The sequence below is a fragment of the Enterococcus thailandicus genome (assembly GCF_001886265.1).
Taxonomy (GTDB): Bacteria; Bacillota; Bacilli; order Lactobacillales; family Enterococcaceae; genus Enterococcus_B; species Enterococcus_B thailandicus.
In genome coordinates this window covers 177,208-200,664 of sequence record NZ_JXLE01000004.1, presented here as the reverse complement: position 1 = coordinate 200,664, position 23,457 = coordinate 177,208, and the positions used below count along the sequence as shown (strand labels likewise).

Below are 23,457 nucleotides of genomic sequence, written 5' to 3'. Positions count from 1 at the left end.
TTCATGTTATTTACGAAAGTTTCATGAATGTTACTTTCGCAACAACGGGAATAAATATATCATGTAATTTTTTACCTGTCAATAAGTATCAATATATTTTTTTAACCAAAAATAAAGATCTTGATATACCACCTTTTGGTTGATTTCATTAAGCAATTCGTGGCGTGCTTCTTCATATAGCAAAAGTGTTACTTGACTAGTAGTATATTCTTTCACTACTTGGACAAAGGTTTGAACACCACGGCCATTCGCACCTACTGGATCCTTCGCTCCCGAAACAACTAACATTGGAAGATGATCTGGAATCCGTTGTACTTCATCACGGCTACAAGCTTGTCTAACTAATCGGAATAGCTCTTTATAAGAAGACGCTGTAAAAATAAATTGCGTTCTAGGGTCCAGTAAATACTTATCCACCTCTATTTCATCACGCGTAAGCCAATCTTTTGAAGTTCTTGCAGGTTCAAATTGTCGATTAAACCCGCCAAATGCTAATTGATCTAGAAATTTTGAACGATACATTGCTCCGCGAATAGTGACGATTGTCGAAGCCATTAATTCAGCAACTGTCATCTCTTTGGGATTGTGCCACCCAGTCCCCATAATAATTACACCGGAAAAATTCGTCTCAAACTGTGCCAAATAATTTCTTACCAAAAAAGAACCCATACTATGACCAAAAATAAAATGTGGGAGTGTTGGATATTGTTCACTAATTTTTTCATTTACTGTATGAATATCTGAAAGTAAGAGTTCTGAACCATTTTCATCTGCAAAATGGCCAAAATGTTCCTTTGATTGAATAGACTGGCCGTGTCCCAAGTGATCATGCCCTACCACAATAATCCCATTTTTATTAAGATACTCAGCGAATAGATCATAACGTTCGATAAATTCAACCATCCCATGAACAATCTGTAAAGTGGCTACGGGCTGTTGCTCAGGATACCAACAGCTTACTTCCACCATAGTCTTTCCATCAGCAGATAGAAACTGTACTTGCTTTTTCATATTAAAAACGCCTCGCTTTTTTCTTTTATTCTATATAACGTTACTTAGATAGTGTTCCTTACTATTTTATCTTAGCAATCATGGTTAACTAATCAATAGTTAACTATAAAGATACCTTAAAGTGATTGCAAGCGTTGTTCCTTACCTCTATATAATATTCAATTTTTGAAACATCAAAAAAAGAGTAGACACGATTACGTCCTACTCTTCACTCAAATTTATTCATGAACAACTAACTGTTCTAATAATTGTTCATCATAGCCAATAAATAAAACATCATCAATAATAATCAGCGGACGTCTCAAGACTTCTGTGTGCTCTCTACAAAGTGAAATCAACTGAGAATTTTGTAAATGTGATAGATCCACCTGCATTTTGAGAAATGCTTCGGACCAAGTAGCAAACAATTGGGTTGCTTGGACTTCTTTAAAGCTACATAGTTCTTTGGCGTCCTGTACACTCAATGCTGTTTTTTCTAAGTCAATAAATTGATAAGCTAAACGATGATTTTCTAACCACTTTTTAGCTTTCAAACAAGTCAAGCAATCTTTTGATCCAAATACTTTTATTCTCACAGGACCTCCCTCTTTCTTTTAATTGGCTAAGAGTTCAACGAGCCATAATTTTGCAAATAAATCAGATTTCGTTCAACACAACGAATTTTTCTGGGAACAAATGAGCGAATTTCATCCTCATTAAAACCAATCAGAATTCTATTTTCATCAATTAAGATAGGGCGACGAATCAGCGAAGGGTACTCTTTAAACAAAACAATCATTTGTTTAAGCGTTAATTCATTGAAATCCAAACACAATTTTTCATAAATTTTTGACCGAGTGGAAATAATATCCTCAACCCCGCCTTCAGTTGCTGCTAGAATTTCTTTAATCTCTTCTTCAAGTAACGGATCGACAAAAATGTTTTTTTCTTCAAACTCAAGTTGATTCGTTTGCAACCATGCTCTAGCCTTACGACAAGAAGTACAACTAGGTGAGGCATATACTTTTATCATTTTCTCACTCCTCTTTAATTATAATCCCATTTTAACTGAATTATTTCAAAAAGACCAATCATTCGCTAAGTAAACTAAAAAAATTGTGCCACAATTATCAATTGCGGCACAATTTTTTAGTTATTTCCTGAGTTGAATACCAGACTCTTTAATAAAACGAGATGGCTTTAATTGCCGAGTTCCTTTCATTTGCGGTACACACAAATACAGGCGATTTCGAGCTCTGGTCATCGCCACATAAAATAAGCGGCGTTCTTCTTCAATCGTTGTCACAGGTTCTATCTTGATTTGTTCCGACGACACGGCTCCTTTTTCTGCAGCGCCGTTATGTGGCAACGCGCCTTCGTTACAGCCAATCAAGAAAACATTTCTGTAACTCAATCCTTTACTTTTATGAATACTTTGAATACATAACGCATCTAGCTTTCCTTGTCGATAAGCAATCAATCGTGTTTTCAGGTGCTTTGCTTGCGATTGAATTGATTTTTCTAACTCTATCAATTGCAACAATGTCGGTTGTTTTTTGATTTCTTCTATTAACCAATCGCGCTCACTTTGTTCGAGTTCTTTTTTGGCTCGCGGAAGATTCATGAGTAGTTGCCAAAACTGGTACATGTTTTTTCTTGGTTGCTGCGTAAACCCTTGTAATTCTTTTACTAATTGCTCAACTTCTTTTTGCCGTGATTTTAATGAGGGTTTCATCTGAACAATGTACGCAGTTAGGTCGATATCTGACTGTTTTTGAGAGAAGAAACGATCACATTCCGACTTTTTCAAATAACAATTAATCATGATTTGTCTCAAAATTTGTTGGTAACTTTGCTCTTTTTTCTGACTAGTTGTTGCTCTGTGCCAGTCAAGAAATCTTCTATATAACTGTTGAAAGTTTCGTACACCAAAAATCCCTTCATATGGTGCATCTGCTTCAAGGACAAACGGAATGTCCGTTTGCAAAAGATTCTGTACCAATCTTTGTGTTTGCGAAAGTGAACGGTACAAAATAATAGATTCTTTGTATTTACCTTTCTGTTTGATAAATGTTTGAACCTGGCGAATCACCCACTGGCTTTCTGCTTGAAGATCCTTAAAAGAAATTGCCTTCATAACACCTGCTTCTTTTTGTGCAGGAATCATAGCTTTGGGAATACGATCCCCCTTATTGTAGCTAATCAATCGGTTTGCGCCTTGAACAATTGCGGCACGAGAACGGTAATTCGTTAGTAAGAAGAGTGTTTCAGTCGGATATTCTTGTTCAAATTCTTTGATGTAGGCTGGCTCTGATCCACGAAAACCGTAAATACTTTGATCGTCATCTCCGACTACGACTAGCTTGATGTTTGTTCCTTTAGTAATCAATTTTACGACCGCCCATTGCAGAGGATTCGTATCTTGAAACTCATCAATAAATAAAAAATCATATTTCTTGCCAACAAACTGTCGAACATTTTCGTCAAGTAAAGCTTCTTTTAGATTTTGCAAAATATCATTAAAATCAGCCAGATGTTGTTGCTGTTTTAACTCCTTTAGCTCCGTCATCAACAGACCGATGCGTTCAGAAAGTGGTTGATTTGCATTTTTTTCTGTTCCATCAAACTTTTCTTTCACCAAATGGATAATTTCTTCTTGCGACAGATTCATGTTTTGCCAATAATCTAAACGCGCTGGCAAATTTTTCTCACCATACTGATCAAAAGAATAAAGATTATATTTACGAATCAATTGCTGTAAAATCGCTCCAATTTTTTGGCCAGAATCTTTTGAAAAGTCTCCATGAATACCTTGCATTGCAATGTCTGGGAATTCCTTACAAATTTCATTATAAAGACGAAAGAAAATACTATGGAATGTTCCGATATGTACCGCTGTTTTATGTTGGCTAAAATTATCCACTCTTTTTTTCAATTCATTCGCTGCGTTCCGCGTAAACGTAATCATCAAAATTCGCTGCTCGGCAACTTGTTTTTGTGTCATTAAGTAGACGGCTTTTGCACAAATCGTTTGCGTCTTACCGCTACCAGCGCCAGCAATAATACGAAGATTTTTTTCCATGTCATACGTAATTGCAGCTTTTTGTTCTTGGTTAAACTGATTATAAGAGCGTTTTTCCATCATTTTAAAAAACGAATCATCCACTCTTTCAGCTGACTGATCTTCTTCAATTAATCCTGGTGCTTCCCCATAAGCAGCCTCATAACTAGCAATTATCTCTTCTTGTAATCGAAAGATTTGTTGAAGTTTGTGATATCTGTTCTTCCAAGACTTCAGCTCATTTTTTAACCGCAACATTTCCTTTTCATTTAGCTGAGTAATCAGTGCCACCAACTTTCTTTTTCAAAATTTTCTTATTTATCGTGTCATTCTTGTTTTCTTTATACTACCAGACCTTTATTGAAAATGAAACGCCGTTATCCAATCACTTTGTTTCAGAAAACTTATCATGTTTTTCGGAAAATTATGCTAAGATAGAGGAAACTACATCAGTAAAATAATAATTGAAGGTGGAAAAATCATGCGTACTTCGTTTCACGAGGATCGTACTATCGGACTGTTACTAACATTTATCGGCGGTGCAATGGATAGTTATACTTACATTCATTACGATGTCTTTGCTTCTGCACAAACTGGTAATATTATTCTGGCAATTATTCAAGCCTTTGATGGCGAATGGATTAGCTTTGGAAAAAAAGTACTATCAACTCTTTTCTTTTTTCTTGGTATTTTATTGACCAAGTTTTTGATTGATTATTTTCGAAAGCGGGAAAAACATTTTTGGCGATTATTTGTTCTTTACTACGAAGCCCTGATTTTTTTCCTCGTTAGCTTAAGAATAATCAACATTCATCCCTCACTTGTAACAGTTTTGATTGCTTTTACAGCTGCAATCCAATGGGTGTCATTCGATAAAATCAATGGACGTGCCTATACAAATCTTTTTACAACCGGAAATTTGAAAGGTGTGGCAACCAATCTTTATGATTTTTTGATTTCAAAAGAAAAATCTGATTTTGATCAATTTTTTCACTTCCTCACAGTTGTACTAGCATTCATTTTAGGCGCTATCGTTTCTGTTTTTTGTTATCATTTATTTGGTGCTCAAGCTATTTTATTAGTGTCGTTTCTCTTTTTGGCAATGGCACTCAGCCAAACATTCCAGCTTTGGCGCTTTTTCAGAACCAATAAATATCCACTTTGATCAATTGGACTACAATAATTAATTCAAAAGGACGCAACAAAGAAAAAACATCTTTGTCGCGTCCTTTTTCTTATTTATTTTTTGTAAGAAAAAATTCCCTTTGCTTCTGGAACTGTGGTTGTATACCGAATTTTTTCTTTCATTGCTGTCTCGCTCATTTCTTTAGCTTGTGCTTTAATTGTTTGAACGATTTGTTCGCCACATTCTGGTTCTGCCACAAAATCATAACGATCTCCGTCAATCACAAGCTTTGGACAGACATCAAACGCATCAAACCATTCCTCATAACGGCGATTTAATTCTTGATAATAAGAAAACAACTCAGGATTTTGTTCGATTTGTTCATATTCTCGTCCGCGCTTTTTGATACGCTCAAGCATTGTTTCAAAAGAAACTCGAATATAAACTAATAAATCAGGCTTCTTCTGCGGCGCGATGTCTTCTAGTTCATTTAACATCGTTTCAAGTAATCCTTGATATTGCTCGACTTCTACCTGTGACACTCGGCCCAAATCTGCGTTTAAATGAAACAGTAAACTGTCTTCGTAAATAGATCGATCTAACACGTTATCATCATGACAAAATGCATCTTTAATTGCTAAAAAACGTTTATTTAAAAAGAAAATTTGTAATAAAAAAGTGTACTTTTCTGGGTTTGAGTAGAACAAAGGCAAGACCTCGTTGTCCTCAACATTTTCATAAAATGGCTTAGTGTCTAAGTTTTGCGCTAACATTTCTGTTAATGTACTTTTCCCAGCTCCGATAGTTCCCGCAACAATAATCACAATTATCGGCATCCTTCCTTTTATAAATTCTGCTTCTCATTTTACCACAAAAAAAGACTGAACTTTTCAATAGTTAATAACAATTTTTCTGCTATTTTTTGAAAGGTTAGTCTTTTTAATTATTAATTACAAAATTGAACTATTGGAAAACAACTAGTTCCTGTTTACTTAGTTATTTTCGATTAAAGCGTTCGATTTGCGAACAATCAGTTGCCATTGTAGATTATCGGCTGTTTCTGTTTCATCTGTTGCACATTTCGTTACGCGAATCATTACACTATTTTCATATATTTTTTCGATTTTCCCTTTGACTGGTGATTCAAACAAATCCGAATGAAATTCATAAGTTTCGCCTACTTCAAATAATTGTTCATTTTCCATAAGAATACCTCCATCACCTTTTATCAGGTTAGTACTTTTTTAACATAGAAATAAAAAATTAGTACACACACTCAAAAAAAGCATTTCTCGCATCAAAACTGTGAACTTTTTTCACAAATTTCACAAGATCTAGTAATTATACATAACAGTTAAATGAAATCGGACAGTTATGAGCTGAAACATACATTTTTTGAGTGAACCGTTTTTGTTCACTTTTTTTTATTACACTTTTAACTAAGAGTTTTCAGCTATTTTTGGTACACCGTGGGGAAAAAGAATCTCTGACTAAGCAATAATCCTTAAAATTTAGATGATGGTTTCTCACGATAAACATTAGACTTCAGCTACAATCTAACGTTCAGGTCTCTAACTAACCGAACTGGAATGAACATAACAAAAATAGCGTTCATTTACTGAAACATTGTTTGATACCTAGCAATTTATTTTAAGTGAAGGAGTATTGATATGATTCCGATTTATATTTGCGAAAAAGACCCACGGCAATTAGAAATTATCACAACTGTCATAAAAAATCAGATCACTCTTGAAGACCTCAACAGTCAAGTTGCTGTTTCTTCAACTGATCCAAATGAACTTCTTGAAATTGCCCGTCGTCGAACTGCTGATTTCGGTATTTATTTTTTGGATACGGAAATCCAAAGCCATGAATTAACCGGCATTACGCTTGGAAAAGAAATTCGTCAAATGGATCCATTAGGCAAGATTATTTATGTGACGGCTAACTCTGACTTCTCTTTAGAAATTCTAAAAAATCGAATTGAACCAACCGATTATATTTTGAAAGAAGATGTCTTTGAGTTAAAAGACCGTTTAGAACACATCTTAAGTAAAATCGTTCTTAACTTTCATAATTCTCAACCCCAAAAGGACATCTTTAAGCTAGAATTCAACGGAGAAATCAAATTTCTCCCACTAGACGAGATTCAATATTTTTCCACATCAGCAGTTACACCACATAAACTTGAAGTACACATGACTCATGCTCATCTTCAGTTCTACGATAAAATCAAAGATATTGAGAAAAAAAATAATTACTTTATTCGTTGCCACAAGTCATACGTTATTAACAAACTAAATATTCGGACTATTGATAAGAAAAAAAGAGAAGTCACTTTAGCAAACGGTGAAACAGTCCCCATCTCGATTCGCGGCTTAAAAAAAATTATTTCATAACAAACTTACTCCTCAACTCGTTAGCATTTTACTAATCGATTGAGGATTTTTTTTAATATCAGATTTCTTCCATATTTAGTTTGTTTCATTTTCTTTTTCGGTTAACTTCTGACTATAATAAAAACAAAAGAAAGAAAAGGAGGAAAAAAATTGAACAAAAAATCGAACGCTCGACTGATTCAATTTTTAGGGGGAAAAACTTCGTATTACGTACTGGGCTTGTTAGTAATGCTTGCCTTAGTCATTTATGTGTTTTGGCAAGTTGCCTTTATCTTTAAACCTTTAGGAGTTATTTTTGCAGCATCATTACCACCTGTACTATTTGCACTTATTTTGTATTATTTACTGGATCCAATTATTCGGCGTTTAAGTAAATGGATGTCACGTAATATTGCTGTTATTTTGGTGTATGTCTTGATTTTTGCCGTGATTGGTTTAGGAAGTGTCTGGTTTGCACCCTTTCTACAACAGCAAGCAACTGAGTTATTTGACAGCTTACCAAACTTATTTAATGATTTTCAAGAAGGTGTCAGAAATATTTTAGAACACACACCTTTTGCTAATAAATTCAATGAATTCTTCTCTTCAATTGATAATTTTACAGACCAAGCAACATCTTTCATTGGTAATTACTGGGAAAGTGGAGCGCAAAGTATCAGTAATCTGTTCTCTGCCGTAACAACTACTTTTATTACTCTGTTTACTGGTCCTATCGTTGCCTTTTTCTTGCTTCAAAATCCACATGGTTTCTACCAATCAGTATTAAAAATCGTTCCACCGGCATTTCGCAAGGATTTCCAAGAATTGACTAAAATCGCTAACCAACAATTAGGTGCATTTTTGAAAGGACAAATTATTTCTTCGTTTATTTTAGGAGCTATTTACTGGGTCACATTTTTACTCATTGGAATTGATTTTGCTAGCATCCTAGCTATTGCTGCTGGTGTGTTATGTATCATTCCTTATATTGGACCATTCATTGCCTTCTTTCCTGGACTTTTTATTGCCTTCCAAGATTCAACTTTTATGGTCGTAAAATTTGTCCTTGTTTGGTTCATAGTCCAGTTGCTTCATGGTGACCTAGTCATTCCGCGTGTGATTGGGAACCGACTACAAGTTCATCCTATAACGATTTTGATTGTGCTGCTCGTTATGGGTGACTTACTTGGAATAATGGGTGTGATCTTTGGTATCCCAATCTATACTTTACTAAAATTACTGGTTGTCTTTGCTTTTAAAAAATTCAAGCAACGTTACAATAAGTATTACGGTGATAAAGGTGAATACGAAGAAGCTGATTTTTCAGAAGATAATTATTTTGATTGATATTTATTTGATAAAAAAATTCCTACTCAATGAACAATTGAGTAGGAATTCTTTTTTATTTCACAAGTAATGCAATCGCTTGATACGGTTTAAGCGTTAATTCTTTGCTTACGACTGTATCAGAATAGTTATCAATCAGTCTTTCGCCTTCAACAAATTCTTCTGGAAGATCAACTGTGGTTGTTTCTTCATAAAAGTTTGTTAGAACAAGTAATTTTTGTCCCTCATAAGATCGTAAGAAGGCATAAACTTGTGGATGTTCTGGTGCGTAGGCTTGATAATCTCCTTCAGAAATTACTTGGTGTGTTTTTCGTAGCTGAATCAAGTGTTGATAATAGGCAAAAATTGATTGGTCTTTCTCATTTTTTGCTGCCTCAACATTGATCTCAGGATAACTGGCTCCCACCTTCAGCCATGGTGTTCCTGTAGTAAAACCTGCATGTTCTTCATCGGTCCACTGCATCGGTGTTCGTGAATTATCACGAGATTTAGCTTGGATTCTACGAAAGGCTTCCTGAGCTGACAAGCCTTTTTCCACTAACATTTGATAAGCATTTTTACTTTCAATATCAACATAATCAGCCATAGACGTAAACGCCGGATCAATCATTCCGATTTCTTCCCCCATATAAATATAAGGTGTTCCACGATTAAGATGAATCAATGTCGCTAACATCTCTGCTCCTTGTTTTCGGTAACGGTCTACTGACACAAAACGATTCAAAGCTCGTGGTTGATCGTGGTTATTTAAAAACCAAGCATTCCAACCATTTCCTTTACTCATCTCTTCTCCCCACGTATGGAACAAACGTTTTAATTCTTCAAAATCAAAAGCCGGAGTTGTCCACTTATCTCCATTTTCATAATCCACTTTTAAATGATGGAAATTAAAAGTCATTGTTAGCTCATGTCGACTTGGTTCAGTGTATAAGATACAATTTTCAACAGTAGTCGCACTCATCTCACCAACTGTGATAATCTCTGGATCTCGTCCAAAAGTTTCTTGATTCAACCATTTTAAGTAATCATGAGTGACTGGTTTGTCAGTATATTCAGGTTTTCCATCATTCACTGGATTGTCTTTCAGAACTTCATCCTTTCCAATCACATTGATGACATCAAAACGAAATCCTTTCACACCTTTTTCCATCCAGAAACGCACAACTTTAAACAGCTCTTCGCGAACTGCTGGATTACGCCAATTCAAATCCGCTTGCGTAGTATCGTATAGATGTAAATAATATTTTCCTGTTTCTCCAAATGGTGCCCATGCATTCCCACCAAATTTTGAAACCCAGTCAGTTGGTTCATCACGGATATAAAAGAAATCTTGATAATATTTATCTCCCGCTAGTGCTTTTTGAAACCATTCATGTTCAATCGATACATGATTCAAAACCATATCAAGCATAAACTCAATCTGATAATCTTTTCCTTCTTTGATTAACGCTTCAAATTCTTCCATCGTCCCAAACAATGGATCAATAGCTAAATAATCTGAAATATCATAGCCATTATCTTTTTGTGGACTAGGATAAACTGGATTTAACCAAACCATATCTATACCCAGCTCACGTAAATAAGGTAATTTCTCTCGAATACCATTCAAGTCGCCAATTCCATCATGATCCGTATCATTAAATGATTTTGGATAAATTTGATAAATGACTTTTTCTTTAAATGACATATACTCTCCTCCATTAAATTATTCGTCTCCAAACTTATATATACAAGTTACTCAAAATTATTATAGCTGAAAAGGAAGCGTTTGTAAAACTTACTTGACTATTTTCGACTAACTGCCTGCCTCATCCTAGTTCAAAAAATTTTTCTTTTTTTAAAATCAATCTGAATCTACTTTTATCGAATGATTTCGTTTACTTCTTTAACATTTCATGGGAAAATAGCCACAAGATTTAGATAGGAGTATGGAAAGTCATGGTGAAAAAAAAAGTAACAATTAAAGATGTTGCACATCATTCCGGTGTCTCGATTGCCACTGTTTCGCAAATTTTAAATGGCAACGAAGATAAATTTAGTTCAAAGACGGTCGAAAAAGTCCTAGCTGCCAAAAATGAACTTGGTTACCAAGCCGATTATTTTGCGCGTCAAATGATTACGAAAGAAACAAAAACAATTGGTGTACTTGTTCCTGATATTACGAATCCTTTTTTCAATCTACTCATGCGAGGGATCGAAGAAATTTTATATCAACAACATTTCGTTACCATTCTTTGTAATGCCGACTCCAATCAACAAAAAGAAGTCCAGTATCTTTCAGAACTAACACGCCGTGGTGTAGATGGATTTATCATCGCTTCTTCTGCAATCTCGACTCAGGCAATCAAGGAAGATTTGCAACAACAAGGGCGTCCATTTATTGTCTTGGATCAAAAGAAAGCAGAAGATTTTAGTGACTCAGTGCGCACAGATGATTTTCGTGGAGGCTACTTAGCTGGTACACACTTGTTCTCTTTAAGACATCAACAAGTTGCCCTCGTTTATCCAGAGAATCCACCAGCAAATGTTCAAGAAAGAATCGAAGGGTTTAAATCAGCAGCAGATGCTTATCAAATTGACTACAATCAACTGCTTCTCATCCCGACAGCTTTTTCCAAACAAGGTGGTTACCAAATAACTAACCAAATCGTTGCTTCTGAAGCAACCGCCATTTTTGCTTTGAATGACGAATTAGCATTTGGCTTGTATCGCGGGCTAGAAGAATTAGGAAAAAAAATACCCGATGATTATAGTATTATTGGTTATGATAATGTAGATATGTCTGAGTATGTAAAACCAAAACTTACGACAATTGCTCAACCAATCTTCGAGTTAGGACAAGAGGCAGCGAAACTTTTATTAGAACGTATTCAGCATCCCGAAAAAAATCAAGAAGAGAAACTACTGCCAGTCCATTTAGAAAAAAGATTTTCAACAGCACCCTTGAAATAGCTTTCAAGGTGTGCTATATTTTAGCCAAGTTATTAAAACGTTTTAATAAAACGTTTTAATTTATTTTCTTGCAAGGAAAAATCTCATTGACTTTTTGGAGGTTCAAAAATGAACGCGGTTACAGTTATTGGCAGTATCAATATGGATACGACTTTACGTTTAACAAAAATGCCTAAACCAGGCGAAACACTACACACAAGTGACATCTTCCATTCAGGCGGAGGAAAAGGTGCAAATCAAGCTGTTGCAGCAAAACGTTCTGGTGCAAACACAGCTTTTATCGGTGCAGTTGGCGATGATAATGAAGGGGCTACTCTACTTGATTTATTGGCAAAGGAACAAATCGACATCTCTGGCATTTCTACAATTGCTGACACTGCAACTGGTCAAGCAATGATTATGGTTGACAATGCTGGTGAAAATAGTATTTTGATCCATGCTGGTGCAAATAATGCTTTTCATGAAGCAGAAGTTCAACAACAAAAAGCGCTGATTGAAAACAGTGATTTCCTAATTGCACAGTTTGAAAGTAGTTTAGATGCAACCTTGGCTGCTTTTACCCTTGCCAAAAAAGCTGGGAAGAAAACGATTTTGAATCCTGCACCAGCTCTTGAAACAATCCCAACAGAACTACTTGCACAAACAGATGTCATTATTCCAAATGAAACTGAAACAGAAATTATTACTGGAATTGAAGTAACAGATGAAGCAAGTTTATTCCAAGCTGCTACTGCTCTTCACCAACTTGGAATTGAAACAGTGATTATTACTTTAGGAAGCAAAGGTGCCTTCTACCACACTGCAACTCAACATGGTATTGTCCCAGCTTTTAAAGTAAAAGCAGTTGATACTACCGCTGCCGGAGATACATTCATTGGTGCCTTAAGTAGCCAATTGAATCCAGATTTTAGTAACTTACCAGAGGCAATTCGTTACGGCAATCTTGCTTCTTCTGTCGCTGTTCAAAGTTATGGTGCACAACCATCAATCCCACATCGTACAGACTTAACATTTGAATAACATGAACACATACATTTAATAAAAAAGGATGGATCTTGATATGAAAAAAAGTAAAGTTATCAATTCAGATATTTCTAGAGTTATTTCACAAATGGGACACTTTGACAAACTAAGTATTGGTGATGCTGGCATGCCCGTACCTTTTGGAACTGAAAAAATTGATCTTGCTGTCACGAATGGTGTACCTAGTTTTATGACTGTTTTAGAAAATGTCTTAGAAGAACTAGAAGTCCAATCAATTGAACTGGCAGAAGAAATAAAGGCAATGAATCCTAATGTACTAGAGCAAATCAAACAATTGATGCCTGAAACGCCTATCACTTTTATTCCTCATGAGGAAATGAAACAAGACTTAACGAATTGCCATGCGTTTATCCGCACAGGTGAAATGACGCCTTATGCAAATATTATTTTGGTGAGTGGAGTGGTTTTCTAATGGAAAAAATCATTCAACCAGAACAACTTTTATTGTCGGAACAAGTTCAGCTTTTGCTTACTCAATTAGGTGGAAAAAATAATATTGAATCGATTACCCCTTGTGCAACCCGATTGCGTATCCAGTTAAAGAAACAACCTGCGACTGAGTCAAATGAAATCATCCAACAAATTCCTGATGTAAAATATTTCATTCTTTTAGATAAATACGCAGAAGTCATCATGGAACAAGGATTAAGTGAAACGTATAAAGCCTTGAGCCAACAGTTGGATCAATCAGCAACCAAAGAAAAGTTGAACCCCATCGAAAAATTATTTGGCTTGATTTCTGAAATATTTACACCAATCATCCCGCTTTTTGCTGGTTCAGGAATTTTAAAAGGATTAGTTGTATTAGCAACAACACTTGGTTGGTTAAGTGAGACCAGCGGGACTTACCATATCTTAGCCGCTGCTTCCAATGCTGTCTTTTATTTCTTACCTATTTTTCTAGCATTTTCTGCAGCCAAAACATTTAAAGTCAACGGCTATATTGCAGGTGTCATTGCAGCTGCTTTGATTGAGCCAAATTTGACTGGTCTTTTGACAAGTGGAGGGAAAGCTTCAACTGATTTTCTAGGTATTCCCGTGGTACTAATGCAATATACATCTACAGTGATGCCAGCTATTTTAGGGATTTTCTTTTACTCTTTTGTAGAAAAATTTCTAAAAAAATATATTCGTGAAAGTATGCAATTAGTTTTTGTTCCCTTGCTTTCTTTAGTGATTACAGTCCCATTGACCTTAATGGTATTTGGCCCCGCAGGTGTGTACTTGGGTGAAGGATTAGCTGCTGTCATTACTTGGATGATGGACATTAACGGACCAATTAGTGGCGCAATTATTGCCGGTGGCTGGAATATCTTGGTGATTTTCGGTATTCAGTGGGCTGTCAACCCAGTCATGATTAGCAACATTTCAAGTTTTGGCTTTGACCGCATCGTTCCATTAACTGGAGCAGCAAATTTTGGAATGGCTGGAGCAGCTTTAGGTGTGTTTCTAAAAAGTAAACAGTCAAGAACACGCTCGATTTCTGGCTCAGCTTTTGCTTCTATTTTATTAGCCGGAGTCACTGAACCAACTGTTTACGGCATTGCAATTCCTTTGAAAAAACCTTTTGTAGCTGCTTGTATCGGTGCTGCAGCTGGTGGCGCAGTCATGGGCTTTGCGAAAGTAAAAGCAATCGCTTTTGTCTTTGGTAGCTTGACCACTCTTCCTGCATTTATTTCAAGTACATTTTGGTGGTACGTCATCGGACTTGCTGTCAGCTTAGTAGTTGCAATGATTACTACCTTAGTTAGCGGGTTTGATGAAACTTTAATGCCCCAAGAATAATCTTTCCTCCAAACAATGAGTTTTCTCACTGTTTGGAGTTTTTTTTATTTTTTACGTCCCTTTATTTAACTAATTTTTTGTCGAACTGCTCATCTTCTGGTACAATTGGATAGAGTATGCGTATCTTATTTTGAACCACACTCTTTCCCCAACAAAGTAAGAACGATACCCAAAAATTTAAGCCAGACAACTTTTACTCGTAACTATGCCAGCTACTCTGTCAGAAAAGTAGGTTCTTTCATTAAAAAATGGCGAACCGCTTTACCAGTTAAAGAGTATTTTATGAACTACTTGGATATGAGCAAAAAAAATGAAAAGGACTAGATGACTATGAAGAATAATAAGGCGATTCGCCTGTTAGCGGCTACGTGGCTCATTGCTCCGACTATCTTATCTACTCAGTCCGTTTTTGCAACAGAAGAACCACAAGTTGCAACGGCCGAAAGTTCAGTCGTAGCCTCGGAACAACCCGAGACCAGCACGTCAGACACGACAGCTTCTACTGACTCTTCCTCTCAACCAGAGAGCGAAACACCAGCAGAAGCTACTTACACAGCAACAATTAATCCAGCATTGATTGGCAAGATCACTATTACAACAATGGATGGTCAGCCTTTAACTATCAATGGTGGTGTCTTAACTGGGTTAACAGAAGGAACACAATTGAACTACACGATTACACCAGATGCTGGCGAACAAGTTGCATCTGTTCAAATTGATGGTGTTCAAACCGTTGATTACACAAATCAAACATTTGTTGTTGGCGCAGCCAACTTAGTAATCAATGCAACCTTTGAAGTCCTTCCTGATTCTTCAACAGAAGAATCAACAGAACCTTCGACTGCTCCAAGTGAAGGTACAGACAATACTTCAGATAGCACTACTGAAAATACCTCGGACAGCTCAACAGCTCCGACAGAAGACAGTACAACTCCTGATTCAAGCACTACAGAAAGCAGTAGTACAACAGACTCTTCTGATAAAGGTAATACATCAAATTCAAGCACTAATAAACCATCGAAGCCTGCTGGATCAACGAATAATTCACAAAAAGGTTCATCTAAACCAAGCACTGGGAATCATTCTTCAACAAACAATCAGCGACCTTCAACAAATGTAACACAACCAAAGACAGAAACTCCTTCTGCTTCGACTTCTGACTTTGTCACAAAAACACCAACAGATGCCGTTTTACCAGCGAATACGACAAGCGTTCAGCAGGCCATCGTCAAAGAAGCATACAAATATCTTGGAAGTCCTTATGTTTGGGGAGCAAAAGGCGCTTCAACTTTTGATTGTTCTGGGCTAGCTTATTACGTGTATATGCAAGCTACTGGTCATTATATTGGTGGCTGGACAGGTGAACAACAATACGCTGGTACTCAAATTCCAGTTAGCCAAGCACAACCTGGTGACTTGTTATTCTGGGGACCATCTTCTGGTGTGACACATCACGTAGCAATCTACATTGGTAATGGACAATACATTCACGCCCCTCAACCAGGCGATCATGTTCGTATTACTTCCATTGCTGATTACACACCTGACTTTGCCGTCCGGGTGAACTTAGCTGGTTTGCCAGTAGCATCTGGATCATTAGCTAATTCTATTGGTTCCTCTGCTTTAGATAATCTAGGTGATTTTTCATTTTCTAAAAATCAATCAACTGATGATTTCTTAAAGGAAATTGCTGATTTTGCTCAAGAGATTGGACAAAAAGAAGGCATCTACGCTTCAGTAATGATGGCACAGGCTATTCTAGAAAGTGGTTCAGGAAATAGCTTATTGTCTAGCGAACCAAATTATAATCTTTTTGGAATCAAAGGCGATTTTGAAGGTTCAAGTGTTTCCTTTAACACACTTGAGCAAGACGAAGCTGGGCAGAGCTACCAAATCAAAGCGCAGTTCCGTAAATATCCTTCTTACAAAGAAAGCTTGGAAGACTATGCTGATTTAATCAAAAATGGTTTATCTGGAAATAAAGATTTCTATAAGCCAATTTGGAAATCTGAAGCTAAATCTTACGAAGATGCGACGAAATATCTTGAAGGTCGCTACGCAACAGATAAGCAGTATTCGAAAAAATTAAATGCGATCATCAAAGCGTATGATTTAACAAAATATGATGAAGCCAAAGAAGAACCAATTAAGACACAAACAAAATCAACAGAACAACTTCTAACGGTTCCAACTGTTTGGAAAAAGAATCATTTAACGTTTAGTGATGTGCTAGATTTACCTATCATTAAATCGAACATCAATTCACCCGCTTTCCTTTCTGGATTGAAAGTCGCAAATGTTTGGGAGTTATGGTATCACTTCACTGTGAACCAGATTCCAGAAACACAAACGTTAACAGTTAAATCAAATGAATTACCAATGGTTAGTTTTTTAAGTTTAAACAAATCCTTTTGGTTAGACTTTCCACTTTTTAAATAAAGTAAAAATGAGGTTGTAAAAGAAGTGCCCAGCTCTAATAAATAAAAACAAATTATCAGAAATTGTTCTTCAAATTTTTGAGTAATTTGGGCTTATTTTGAAGGAGTTGCTTCTTGAACACCGAGGGTAAGGTTGTGGCTCAAAGCGTCTAGCTCCGACAAGATAGCGAGCAAGCACTCAAAATAGATTTCCATATTTTGAAGTGGTTGCAAACTATCTTGAGGAGTTGCTTTGGGAACACCGAGAATAAGGTTGTGGCTTTAAACGTTAAGCTTCAAACAATTCGGAAAGAGGGGCTGTGACAATACGCTTGTCACAGCCCCTCCCTTTTTATATTTTCTTTCGCTTATTTGATCTTCTGTGCGCCATCCCCAATATGAGCAACATAGAAATCAGGTGCATAACCAATTTTTTCTAGATAAGTTTCTTTGACTTTTTCTTCAAATACAGGGATAGCTTCTTCTTTTACTAATGCAATCGCGCATCCGCCAAAACCTGCTCCCGTCATTCTAGCACCTAATACACCCGTTTGCGCTTGAGCTGCTTGAACTAAAGTATCCAACTCGATGCCAGTCACTTCATAGTCATGTTGCAATGATTCATGCGAGGCATTCAACAGTTGCCCAAATAAAACTAAATCACCCGCTACTAAAGCATCTTTCGCTTTCAATGTCCGTTGATTTTCTGTCACTGCGTGTTTGGCACGCTTTGTTAAAATAGCATCCCCAATCGCTTCACTGTAACTTCGGAATGTTTCTTCATCTAATTCCCCTAATGATTGGATATCGACAACTGTTTGTAGGCGTTTCAATGCCTCTTCACACTCACCACGGCGCTCATTATATTTCGAGTCTGCTAGTTCGCGACGTTTGTTCGTATTCATGATTACAATTGCGTAGTCTCCTAATTCGGTCGGCACCATTTCATAGACTAAGGTATTCGTATCTAATAAAATAGCCTGTTCTTTTTGACCAAAACCAATTGCAAATTGATCCATAATTCCTGAATTGACTCCAATAAATTCATTTTCAACTTTTTGACCGATTTTAACCAATTCTAAACGACTAATTGGTAAATCATACAAATCCTCTAACATTACTCCGACTAGCAGTTCCAATGAAGCGCTACTTGATAAACCAGCACCATTGGGAATCGTTCCTTCAATCACAAGTTCAAAACCATGAGTAATCGGATAGCCTGCTTCTTGGACTTTTAGAATAAATCCTTTGACATAGTTTGCCCAGTTATCCTCTTTTGTATAATTTAAGTTATCCAAAGAAAAAGTAATCAAACCAACTTCTTCAAAATTTAGCGAGTAAACTTTCACTTGATTGTCTTCTCTTGGCGCTGCTACACCATAAGTTCCATACGTAATTGATGCTGGAAACACATGTCCCCCATTGTAATCCGTATGTTCTCCAATCAAATTGATTCGACCTGGAGCAAAAAATGCACTGGTTGCTTTTTCCCCAAATAATTTATGAAATGCTGCTGTTACTTCAGCTATTTTTTCCATCTGATATCCCTCATTCATCTATTTTTTTATTTGATATTCTGTCACAAACTCACGTGCCTGGTTAGGTAAAAGCGTAATGTCGCCAAAGCTTTCAAATCGTTCTGATCCAGGAGCTTCTTGCGTTTCAAAGGTGATTCCGCCATGATTCACTAGTTTGTCTCCGCGCATAACTGGTGCATCATCACCAAAATTTGCGGTAAACAAGACAATGCTTCCTACATTGGTTGCAACTTGGATCGCAACCTTTTTATCTGGACTTGTTAATTTTGCTACTTGATTCATTTGTCCTGTTTTCTGTAAGAAAAACGGATGATCCATCCCGCCAACCATTTTGGCTTGTGAAAAATCACTAATAAAAACATCTGAAAGGACTTTTGGCGTTGTAAAATCGAATGCTGTCCCTTTGACCGGTGCGACTTCCCCTTTTGGAATCAAATCTTTTTGTAAAGGAGCAAAAAATTGGCTTGCTAACCATAGTTCATGCTGATCGATTGGTTCAGTTACATCTCCTGTTAGATTAAAATACACATGATTGGTTGGATTAAATAAAGTCAATTGATCGCTAATCCCGCGAATACTTATTCGCCAAACATCATCATTTGTTAAAGTATAGCGTGCTTCCACGTCTAAATTACCCGGAAAACCATTTTCTTGATTAGGACTTGTTAAATAGAAAATAACTGAAGCTTCATTTTCACCTTTGATAATCGTGTATGGCCAATTTTTCTTTTCAAAGCTAGGATCTCCACCATGTAAACAATGTCCTGTTTCTTCACTGACTTTTGCCTGATACTCTTGATTGTCTAGATAAAATTTTCCCTTAGCGATTCGACCAGCTGTTCGACCAATTGTTGCACCGATATACGCGTCTTTCGAAAGATATTCTTCTGCATGATCAAACCCTAGGATCAATTCACGTTTTGTTCCATCAATTAGCGTCTGTAAATGAACGATTCGTGCGCCAAAATCAGTAACAGCCAATTCTGTCTTTTGATCATTGATTAATGTGATCAAATGGGAATCATTTCCAAATTCTTGCTCTTTGATTTGCATACTGTCGCCCTCTTTTCATTCCATAGTTGATTATTTCTCATTCATTATATCAAGTAATCGCTTTCTTTTTATTACTATCATGTGATACAAATTTAACTTTTTGTTGCATTTTTTTCCGAGTAAGCGTACCTTGAAGAAAAGGGGCTGAGCAGATGGAACAAACTGTATTTTTACGAAAAGAACATCATTTTTTATCAAGTGAACTTTACTTTAATTTTTGTGGATTTTCTAAAACCATGCCTTTTCACTCTTTTGGACCAGCTATCCGACAACATTTTGTTCTACATATCATCTTGGATGGTGAGGGTGTGTACTCGGTCAATCAGCAAAAGTATCATTTAAAAAAAGGAGATTTATTTCTCATTCGTCCAGGCGATCAAACTTTTTATCGCTCTGATGTAACCAATCCTTGGGTCTACGCTTGGCTTTCCTTTGGTGGAAAAGAAGCAGAGGAATTGATTAAGCATTCCCCTTTTAAAGAAAATGAGTATACGTTTCGCTCAAATCAGTTAGTTGACTATAGTCAATTGATTTTAGCTTGTTTTGATTATGCGCCAGACACGCTACTAAATGAAATCAAATTGAATGCATTGCTGTATCGCTTTTTTGAAAAATTACTAGTAGATGGTGGAAAAAATCACTTAAGCACACCTCAAAATATTTCACGTTTAACGATTGAAGCAATCGAATACATTCAAGCCCATGCAACAGAGGAACTCACTATCCAAGAAGTTGCTGACGCATTATCGGTCAACCGTAGCCACCTCTCCCGTACCTTCCATGAAAATATTGGGGTAAGTGTCAAAGAATGGTTATTAGGTATCCGAATCAATCGTGCTGCTTTTTTATTGTTGATGTCAGATGATTCCGTTGAAAATATTGCTTTTCAGTCCGGCTTTCATAGCTTAGTTGTCTTTAGCCGAATCTTTAAAAAAAAGACTGGTGAAACGCCAACTGCTTATCGAAAACGAGCTAGTCAGAAACAGCACACCAATCTTTCACTGGAATCTATTATGGAATTATTAGAACAGCAAGCAATTGTAGGACGTGCAACATGATTTTTTTGTAAAAAAAAACAAAGATATACACAAAAAGTAGTTGTTCCGTTTTTTTTAGGTCAGAAAGCAGATCCGCAAAAAATAGAGGACTAAAATGCGCGCGCATTTTAGTCCTCTTCCTGTTTTTTATGCTTTCTTTTTCAATACGATTCCCGTATACAACCATGTCGTTATTACATAATAAACAAAGTATAAGACAAAGAAAATTGTAAATGGCAACCACAAATTATCGTAAGGATCACTCATCAATAATTTGAACATTTGTAAGCCGAATAGGACGTGAACAACACCTAAAAGTCCTGGTGCTAAGAATAAGACACCAATTTCTCGGCGAATCGATTGTGTTAGTAACCCTTGACGTGTACCAATTTTTTGTAACATTTCATAACGCACTTGATCGCTCTTACTTCCAGAAAGAATCTTGAACATCAAACAACTTGCTAACATTGTCAAGAAAGCTAAGCCTAAGAAGAAGCCCATAAATTCAAATCCTGAAAACATACTGTTAAACGTATTGTAAACATCTGCTTTTTGCGTAAAGCTGTAGTCAACGTTTTTTAGTTCTTCATTATTTGCTTTATTTTCCGCTACCAGTTTTTCAAGGTTACTCAATTGCTTGTCAAAATCTGTTACTTGAATAAGTTGTAAAGTCGTTTCAGGTAAATTCAACTGACTGAATTCTTCTTGTGAAACCAATTTTATTTCTTTCGGTTGCTGTTCAGGCAACTCATACTCCCGTAAACTATCTTGTAAAGTAAGCTCTTGAGCCAATTGTGTTGCTGTAATTTCTTTGTTCTTTGGTTTGATATTTCTATCGCCATTCATTCCTTCTTTCACAATAAATGGCGTTTGCTCAAATTGTTCAGAAAGATAGTAAATGGTTTGTTCATCTTCTTTTTGCGTATAAGAAGCATTCACTTTAGGATCTAGTTTTGCAACCTCTTGTTGATCAATTTTTTGCGCGTTGTTCAACACGACATCATAAACAGTAAAGCTATTTGTCATTTTTGAAATTTCATTTTTGAAGCCCAAACCGACAGTGAGCGCACCTAATGCTAAAGCAAACAACATTGCTACCATCGAAAGCATTTGTGTATATTCGCGAATTCGAAAACTTAACTGTGATAAAGTAAAATTATTCAGCTTTCTTAATGCGATACCATCTGCTTTTTTCAGTAATGATAAACAGAAGATAATGACCGAATGGAAAATAAAATACGTCCCTAAAACAATCGTAACCAAAGCAATGACGATTCCAAACAACTGGAATTTTTCTAAGTTTTGCATCATGTAATAGCCACATGTTAAGCTGGCAATCCCCAACACAACTTCAAGGAAAAATAAAAACTTATGTTGCTTCATTTGTGTCGGAGTTTGATCCGCACGAATCAATGTTAAGATTGGTTTTTTAACGATTGAAAATGCATTAACAATGGCTGCTAATAAAAATAAAATAGAGAAGAACACAATCGTAATCAACAATCCATGAACGCTAAATGGTGAAAAATGAGAGATTTTTATATTTAATTGTTGGACTAATAAATGACTAACAATACTAGTCAATCCCATTCCAACAACTGAGCCAACCAATGTTGCCAAAATCCCCACAATAAAGGTTTCTGAAAAAATCATTTGCGCAATTTTTCGACCCTTAGCACCTAGCATCATAAACATCGCATAATCTTTTTGACGCATCGTCATCAAAAATGAATTAGCATACAGGATATAGACAAAAGTGATAATACTCAATAATACTGAGCCTAGTCGAAAGATAATGACTGTTGATGAAATCGTTGAATTACTTGTTAGAAAGGCTTCATTACTTGCCATTGACTCAAACATGTAAAAAATTGCTGATGCCATAACTAATCCTGAAAATAGGACAAGATAATCTCGCAAGCGACTCTTAATACCAGTAAGTGATAGTTTCCAAAGCATATTCTCTCCCCCTTACTGTTCCAAATTTCCTAGGATAGTTAAAATTTGACGATAAAATGCTTCACGACTTTGATCGCCTCGTTTAACTTCTTGATGGATTCCGCCATCTTTGATAAATAAAATTCGTTGACAATAACTTGCTGAAAAAGGATCATGTGTTACGAGTAAAATAGAAACGTTATCTTTTTGGTTCAATTCATCCATTGTATCTAATAGATCCCGCGCACTCTTGGAATCTAACGCTCCGGTTGGCTCGTCACCTAATAGAATCGTTGGTTGGGTAATCAATGCTCTAGCAGCCGCTACACGTTGTTTTTGTCCACCAGAAATAGCTGAAGGATAGCTGTCTAAAATATGGCTGATTGATAAACGTTCTGCAATTTTTTTGACTCTTTGCTTGATTTCTTTTGGACGAACACCTTGCAAAGATAATGGTACTGCAATATTTTCTTGTGCTGTTAAGTTTTCCAATAAATTGAAGTCTTGGAAAATAAATCCAATTTCTTTGGCACGAAAATCAGCTAGTTGATTCCCTTTTAAAGTAGTCACATCTTTTTGATTGATTCGAATGTGACCATCTGTTGGTTTATCTAAAGTAGATAAAATATTCAACAAAGTTGATTTACCAGAACCAGATGCTCCCATGATTCCGATAAATTCACCTTTTTCTACTGAAAATGAAATGCCATCTAAAGCTGTTGTTTTCTTTTCATTATTTTTCCCATATACTTTTGTTACATCTTGAATTTCAACAATTTTTTCCATTTTTG

Annotated in this window: 20 protein-coding genes; 9 read left to right on the top strand and 11 right to left on the bottom strand. The window is 36.2% G+C overall.

The genetic code is table 11. The annotated features are described in order from the left end of the window. Positions 1–78: 78 nt before the first annotated feature. From RV17_RS04390 to RV17_RS04375, 4 genes are all read right to left on the bottom strand, one after another. Complete coding sequence (locus tag RV17_RS04390; protein WP_071868628.1) at positions 79–1,011, bottom strand: alpha/beta fold hydrolase; 933 nt, start codon at positions 1,009–1,011, stop codon at positions 79–81. A gap of 218 nt (positions 1,012–1,229) precedes the next feature. Beyond that, entirely contained in the window at positions 1,230–1,586 is a 357-nt protein-coding gene (locus RV17_RS04385) for a Spx/MgsR family RNA polymerase-binding regulatory protein (protein ID WP_071868627.1), read from the bottom strand. 26 nt (positions 1,587–1,612) lie between these two features. Continuing rightward, the gene (gene spx, locus RV17_RS04380) at positions 1,613–2,023 is read right to left on the bottom strand and encodes a transcriptional regulator Spx (protein WP_071868626.1); all 411 of its coding nucleotides are present in this window, start codon (positions 2,021–2,023) and stop codon (positions 1,613–1,615) included. A 120-nt stretch (positions 2,024–2,143) separates the two neighbouring features. After that, a complete protein-coding gene (locus RV17_RS04375; protein ID WP_071868635.1) occupies positions 2,144–4,309 on the bottom strand; it encodes an ATP-dependent helicase in 2,166 nt (721 codons plus the stop codon). 223 nt (positions 4,310–4,532) lie between these two features. On the opposite strand from RV17_RS04375, the gene RV17_RS04370 reads away from it, so the two are divergent. Beyond that, positions 4,533–5,216, top strand: a complete 684-nt coding sequence (locus RV17_RS04370; protein ID WP_071868625.1) for a YoaK family protein — start codon at positions 4,533–4,535, stop codon at positions 5,214–5,216. 74 nt (positions 5,217–5,290) lie between these two features. Here RV17_RS04370 and RV17_RS04365 read toward each other — a convergent pair whose 3' ends face one another. Together RV17_RS04365 and RV17_RS04360 are read right to left on the bottom strand one after the other, a co-directional pair. Beyond that, positions 5,291–6,013 carry a deoxynucleoside kinase gene (locus RV17_RS04365; protein ID WP_067481366.1) on the bottom strand — a complete coding sequence of 241 codons (723 nt, stop codon included), beginning with the start codon at positions 6,011–6,013 and terminating at the stop codon, positions 5,291–5,293. A gap of 156 nt (positions 6,014–6,169) precedes the next feature. Next, the gene (locus RV17_RS04360; RefSeq protein ID WP_067481368.1) at positions 6,170–6,382 is read right to left on the bottom strand and encodes a hypothetical protein; all 213 of its coding nucleotides are present in this window, start codon (positions 6,380–6,382) and stop codon (positions 6,170–6,172) included. Positions 6,383–6,847: 465 nt separating this feature from the next. On the opposite strand from RV17_RS04360, the gene RV17_RS04355 reads away from it, so the two are divergent. Both RV17_RS04355 and RV17_RS04350 read left to right on the top strand, forming a co-directional pair. Beyond that, positions 6,848–7,576 (top strand): LytR/AlgR family response regulator transcription factor, encoded by a 729-nt coding sequence (locus RV17_RS04355; protein ID WP_067481371.1) that lies wholly within the window; start codon positions 6,848–6,850, stop codon positions 7,574–7,576. Between the two features lie 117 nt (positions 7,577–7,693). Next, the gene (locus RV17_RS04350) at positions 7,694–8,902 is read left to right on the top strand and encodes an AI-2E family transporter (RefSeq protein ID WP_307725183.1); all 1,209 of its coding nucleotides are present in this window, start codon (positions 7,694–7,696) and stop codon (positions 8,900–8,902) included. A gap of 55 nt (positions 8,903–8,957) precedes the next feature. Here the strand turns inward: RV17_RS04350 and treC are convergent, their stop codons facing one another. Beyond that, on the bottom strand, positions 8,958–10,589 hold the full coding sequence (gene treC / locus RV17_RS04345) for an alpha,alpha-phosphotrehalase (RefSeq protein WP_067481375.1): 1,632 nt from the start codon (positions 10,587–10,589) through the stop codon (positions 8,958–8,960). 251 nt (positions 10,590–10,840) lie between these two features. On the opposite strand from treC, the gene rbsR reads away from it, so the two are divergent. The 5 genes from rbsR (at position 10,841) to RV17_RS04320 (ending at position 17,122) form a co-directional block, all read left to right on the top strand. Continuing rightward, a complete protein-coding gene (gene rbsR / locus RV17_RS04340) occupies positions 10,841–11,854 on the top strand; it encodes a ribose utilization transcriptional repressor RbsR (protein WP_071868623.1) in 1,014 nt (337 codons plus the stop codon). Positions 11,855–11,962: 108 nt separating this feature from the next. Further along, on the top strand, positions 11,963–12,874 hold the full coding sequence (gene rbsK, locus RV17_RS04335; protein ID WP_071868622.1) for a ribokinase: 912 nt from the start codon (positions 11,963–11,965) through the stop codon (positions 12,872–12,874). A 40-nt stretch (positions 12,875–12,914) separates the two neighbouring features. Next, entirely contained in the window at positions 12,915–13,310 is a 396-nt protein-coding gene (gene rbsD / locus RV17_RS04330) for a D-ribose pyranase (protein ID WP_071868621.1), read from the top strand. Then, the gene (locus tag RV17_RS04325; protein ID WP_067481383.1) at positions 13,310–14,683 is read left to right on the top strand and encodes a PTS transporter subunit EIIC; all 1,374 of its coding nucleotides are present in this window, start codon (positions 13,310–13,312) and stop codon (positions 14,681–14,683) included. The genes rbsD and RV17_RS04325 overlap by 1 nt, the downstream gene beginning before the upstream one ends. A gap of 330 nt (positions 14,684–15,013) precedes the next feature. Beyond that, a complete protein-coding gene (locus RV17_RS04320) occupies positions 15,014–17,122 on the top strand; it encodes a glucosaminidase domain-containing protein (protein WP_071868634.1) in 2,109 nt (702 codons plus the stop codon). Between the two features lie 346 nt (positions 17,123–17,468). Here RV17_RS04320 and RV17_RS04315 read toward each other — a convergent pair whose 3' ends face one another. Together RV17_RS04315 and RV17_RS04310 are read right to left on the bottom strand one after the other, a co-directional pair. Beyond that, complete coding sequence (locus RV17_RS04315; RefSeq protein ID WP_067481387.1) at positions 17,469–18,638, bottom strand: galactokinase; 1,170 nt, start codon at positions 18,636–18,638, stop codon at positions 17,469–17,471. 18 nt (positions 18,639–18,656) lie between these two features. Next, positions 18,657–19,691 carry an aldose epimerase family protein gene (locus RV17_RS04310; RefSeq protein WP_067481389.1) on the bottom strand — a complete coding sequence of 345 codons (1,035 nt, stop codon included), beginning with the start codon at positions 19,689–19,691 and terminating at the stop codon, positions 18,657–18,659. 152 nt (positions 19,692–19,843) lie between these two features. Here RV17_RS04310 and RV17_RS04305 point away from each other — a divergent pair, with 152 nt between their 5' ends. Beyond that, positions 19,844–20,749, top strand: coding sequence for an AraC family transcriptional regulator (locus RV17_RS04305; RefSeq protein WP_067481391.1), 906 nt, complete (start codon positions 19,844–19,846; stop codon positions 20,747–20,749). A 126-nt stretch (positions 20,750–20,875) separates the two neighbouring features. On the opposite strand, the gene RV17_RS04300 is transcribed toward RV17_RS04305, so the two are convergent. Both RV17_RS04300 and RV17_RS04295 read right to left on the bottom strand, forming a co-directional pair. After that, entirely contained in the window at positions 20,876–22,687 is a 1,812-nt protein-coding gene (locus tag RV17_RS04300; protein WP_067481394.1) for an FtsX-like permease family protein, read from the bottom strand. A 12-nt stretch (positions 22,688–22,699) separates the two neighbouring features. Then, the gene (locus RV17_RS04295; RefSeq protein WP_071868620.1) at positions 22,700–23,452 is read right to left on the bottom strand and encodes an ABC transporter ATP-binding protein; all 753 of its coding nucleotides are present in this window, start codon (positions 23,450–23,452) and stop codon (positions 22,700–22,702) included. Positions 23,453–23,457 lie beyond the last annotated feature (5 nt).

What these genes read in the sequence shown, in the direction of transcription:
- RV17_RS04390 (WP_071868628.1), bottom strand. Translation starts at nt 1,011, where the DNA reads ATGAAAAAGCAAGTACAGTTTCTATCTGCTGATGGAAAGACTATGGTG.
- spx (WP_071868626.1), bottom strand. Translation starts at nt 2,023, where the DNA reads ATGATAAAAGTATATGCCTCACCTAGTTGTACTTCTTGTCGTAAGGCT.
- RV17_RS04375 (WP_071868635.1), bottom strand. Translation starts at nt 4,309, where the DNA reads ATGTTGCGGTTAAAAAATGAGCTGAAGTCTTGGAAGAACAGATATCAC.
- RV17_RS04370 (WP_071868625.1), top strand. Translation starts at nt 4,533, where the DNA reads ATGCGTACTTCGTTTCACGAGGATCGTACTATCGGACTGTTACTAACA.
- RV17_RS04365 (WP_067481366.1), bottom strand. Translation starts at nt 6,013, where the DNA reads ATGCCGATAATTGTGATTATTGTTGCGGGAACTATCGGAGCTGGGAAA.
- RV17_RS04360 (WP_067481368.1), bottom strand. Translation starts at nt 6,382, where the DNA reads ATGGAAAATGAACAATTATTTGAAGTAGGCGAAACTTATGAATTTCAT.
- RV17_RS04355 (WP_067481371.1), top strand. Translation starts at nt 6,848, where the DNA reads ATGATTCCGATTTATATTTGCGAAAAAGACCCACGGCAATTAGAAATT.
- treC (WP_067481375.1), bottom strand. Translation starts at nt 10,589, where the DNA reads ATGTCATTTAAAGAAAAAGTCATTTATCAAATTTATCCAAAATCATTT.
- rbsR (WP_071868623.1), top strand. Translation starts at nt 10,841, where the DNA reads ATGGTGAAAAAAAAAGTAACAATTAAAGATGTTGCACATCATTCCGGT.
- rbsK (WP_071868622.1), top strand. Translation starts at nt 11,963, where the DNA reads ATGAACGCGGTTACAGTTATTGGCAGTATCAATATGGATACGACTTTA.
- rbsD (WP_071868621.1), top strand. Translation starts at nt 12,915, where the DNA reads ATGAAAAAAAGTAAAGTTATCAATTCAGATATTTCTAGAGTTATTTCA.
- RV17_RS04325 (WP_067481383.1), top strand. Translation starts at nt 13,310, where the DNA reads ATGGAAAAAATCATTCAACCAGAACAACTTTTATTGTCGGAACAAGTT.
- RV17_RS04320 (WP_071868634.1), top strand. Translation starts at nt 15,014, where the DNA reads ATGAAGAATAATAAGGCGATTCGCCTGTTAGCGGCTACGTGGCTCATT.
- RV17_RS04315 (WP_067481387.1), bottom strand. Translation starts at nt 18,638, where the DNA reads ATGGAAAAAATAGCTGAAGTAACAGCAGCATTTCATAAATTATTTGGG.
- RV17_RS04310 (WP_067481389.1), bottom strand. Translation starts at nt 19,691, where the DNA reads ATGCAAATCAAAGAGCAAGAATTTGGAAATGATTCCCATTTGATCACA.
- RV17_RS04305 (WP_067481391.1), top strand. Translation starts at nt 19,844, where the DNA reads ATGGAACAAACTGTATTTTTACGAAAAGAACATCATTTTTTATCAAGT.
- RV17_RS04300 (WP_067481394.1), bottom strand. Translation starts at nt 22,687, where the DNA reads ATGCTTTGGAAACTATCACTTACTGGTATTAAGAGTCGCTTGCGAGAT.
- RV17_RS04295 (WP_071868620.1), bottom strand. Translation starts at nt 23,452, where the DNA reads ATGGAAAAAATTGTTGAAATTCAAGATGTAACAAAAGTATATGGGAAA.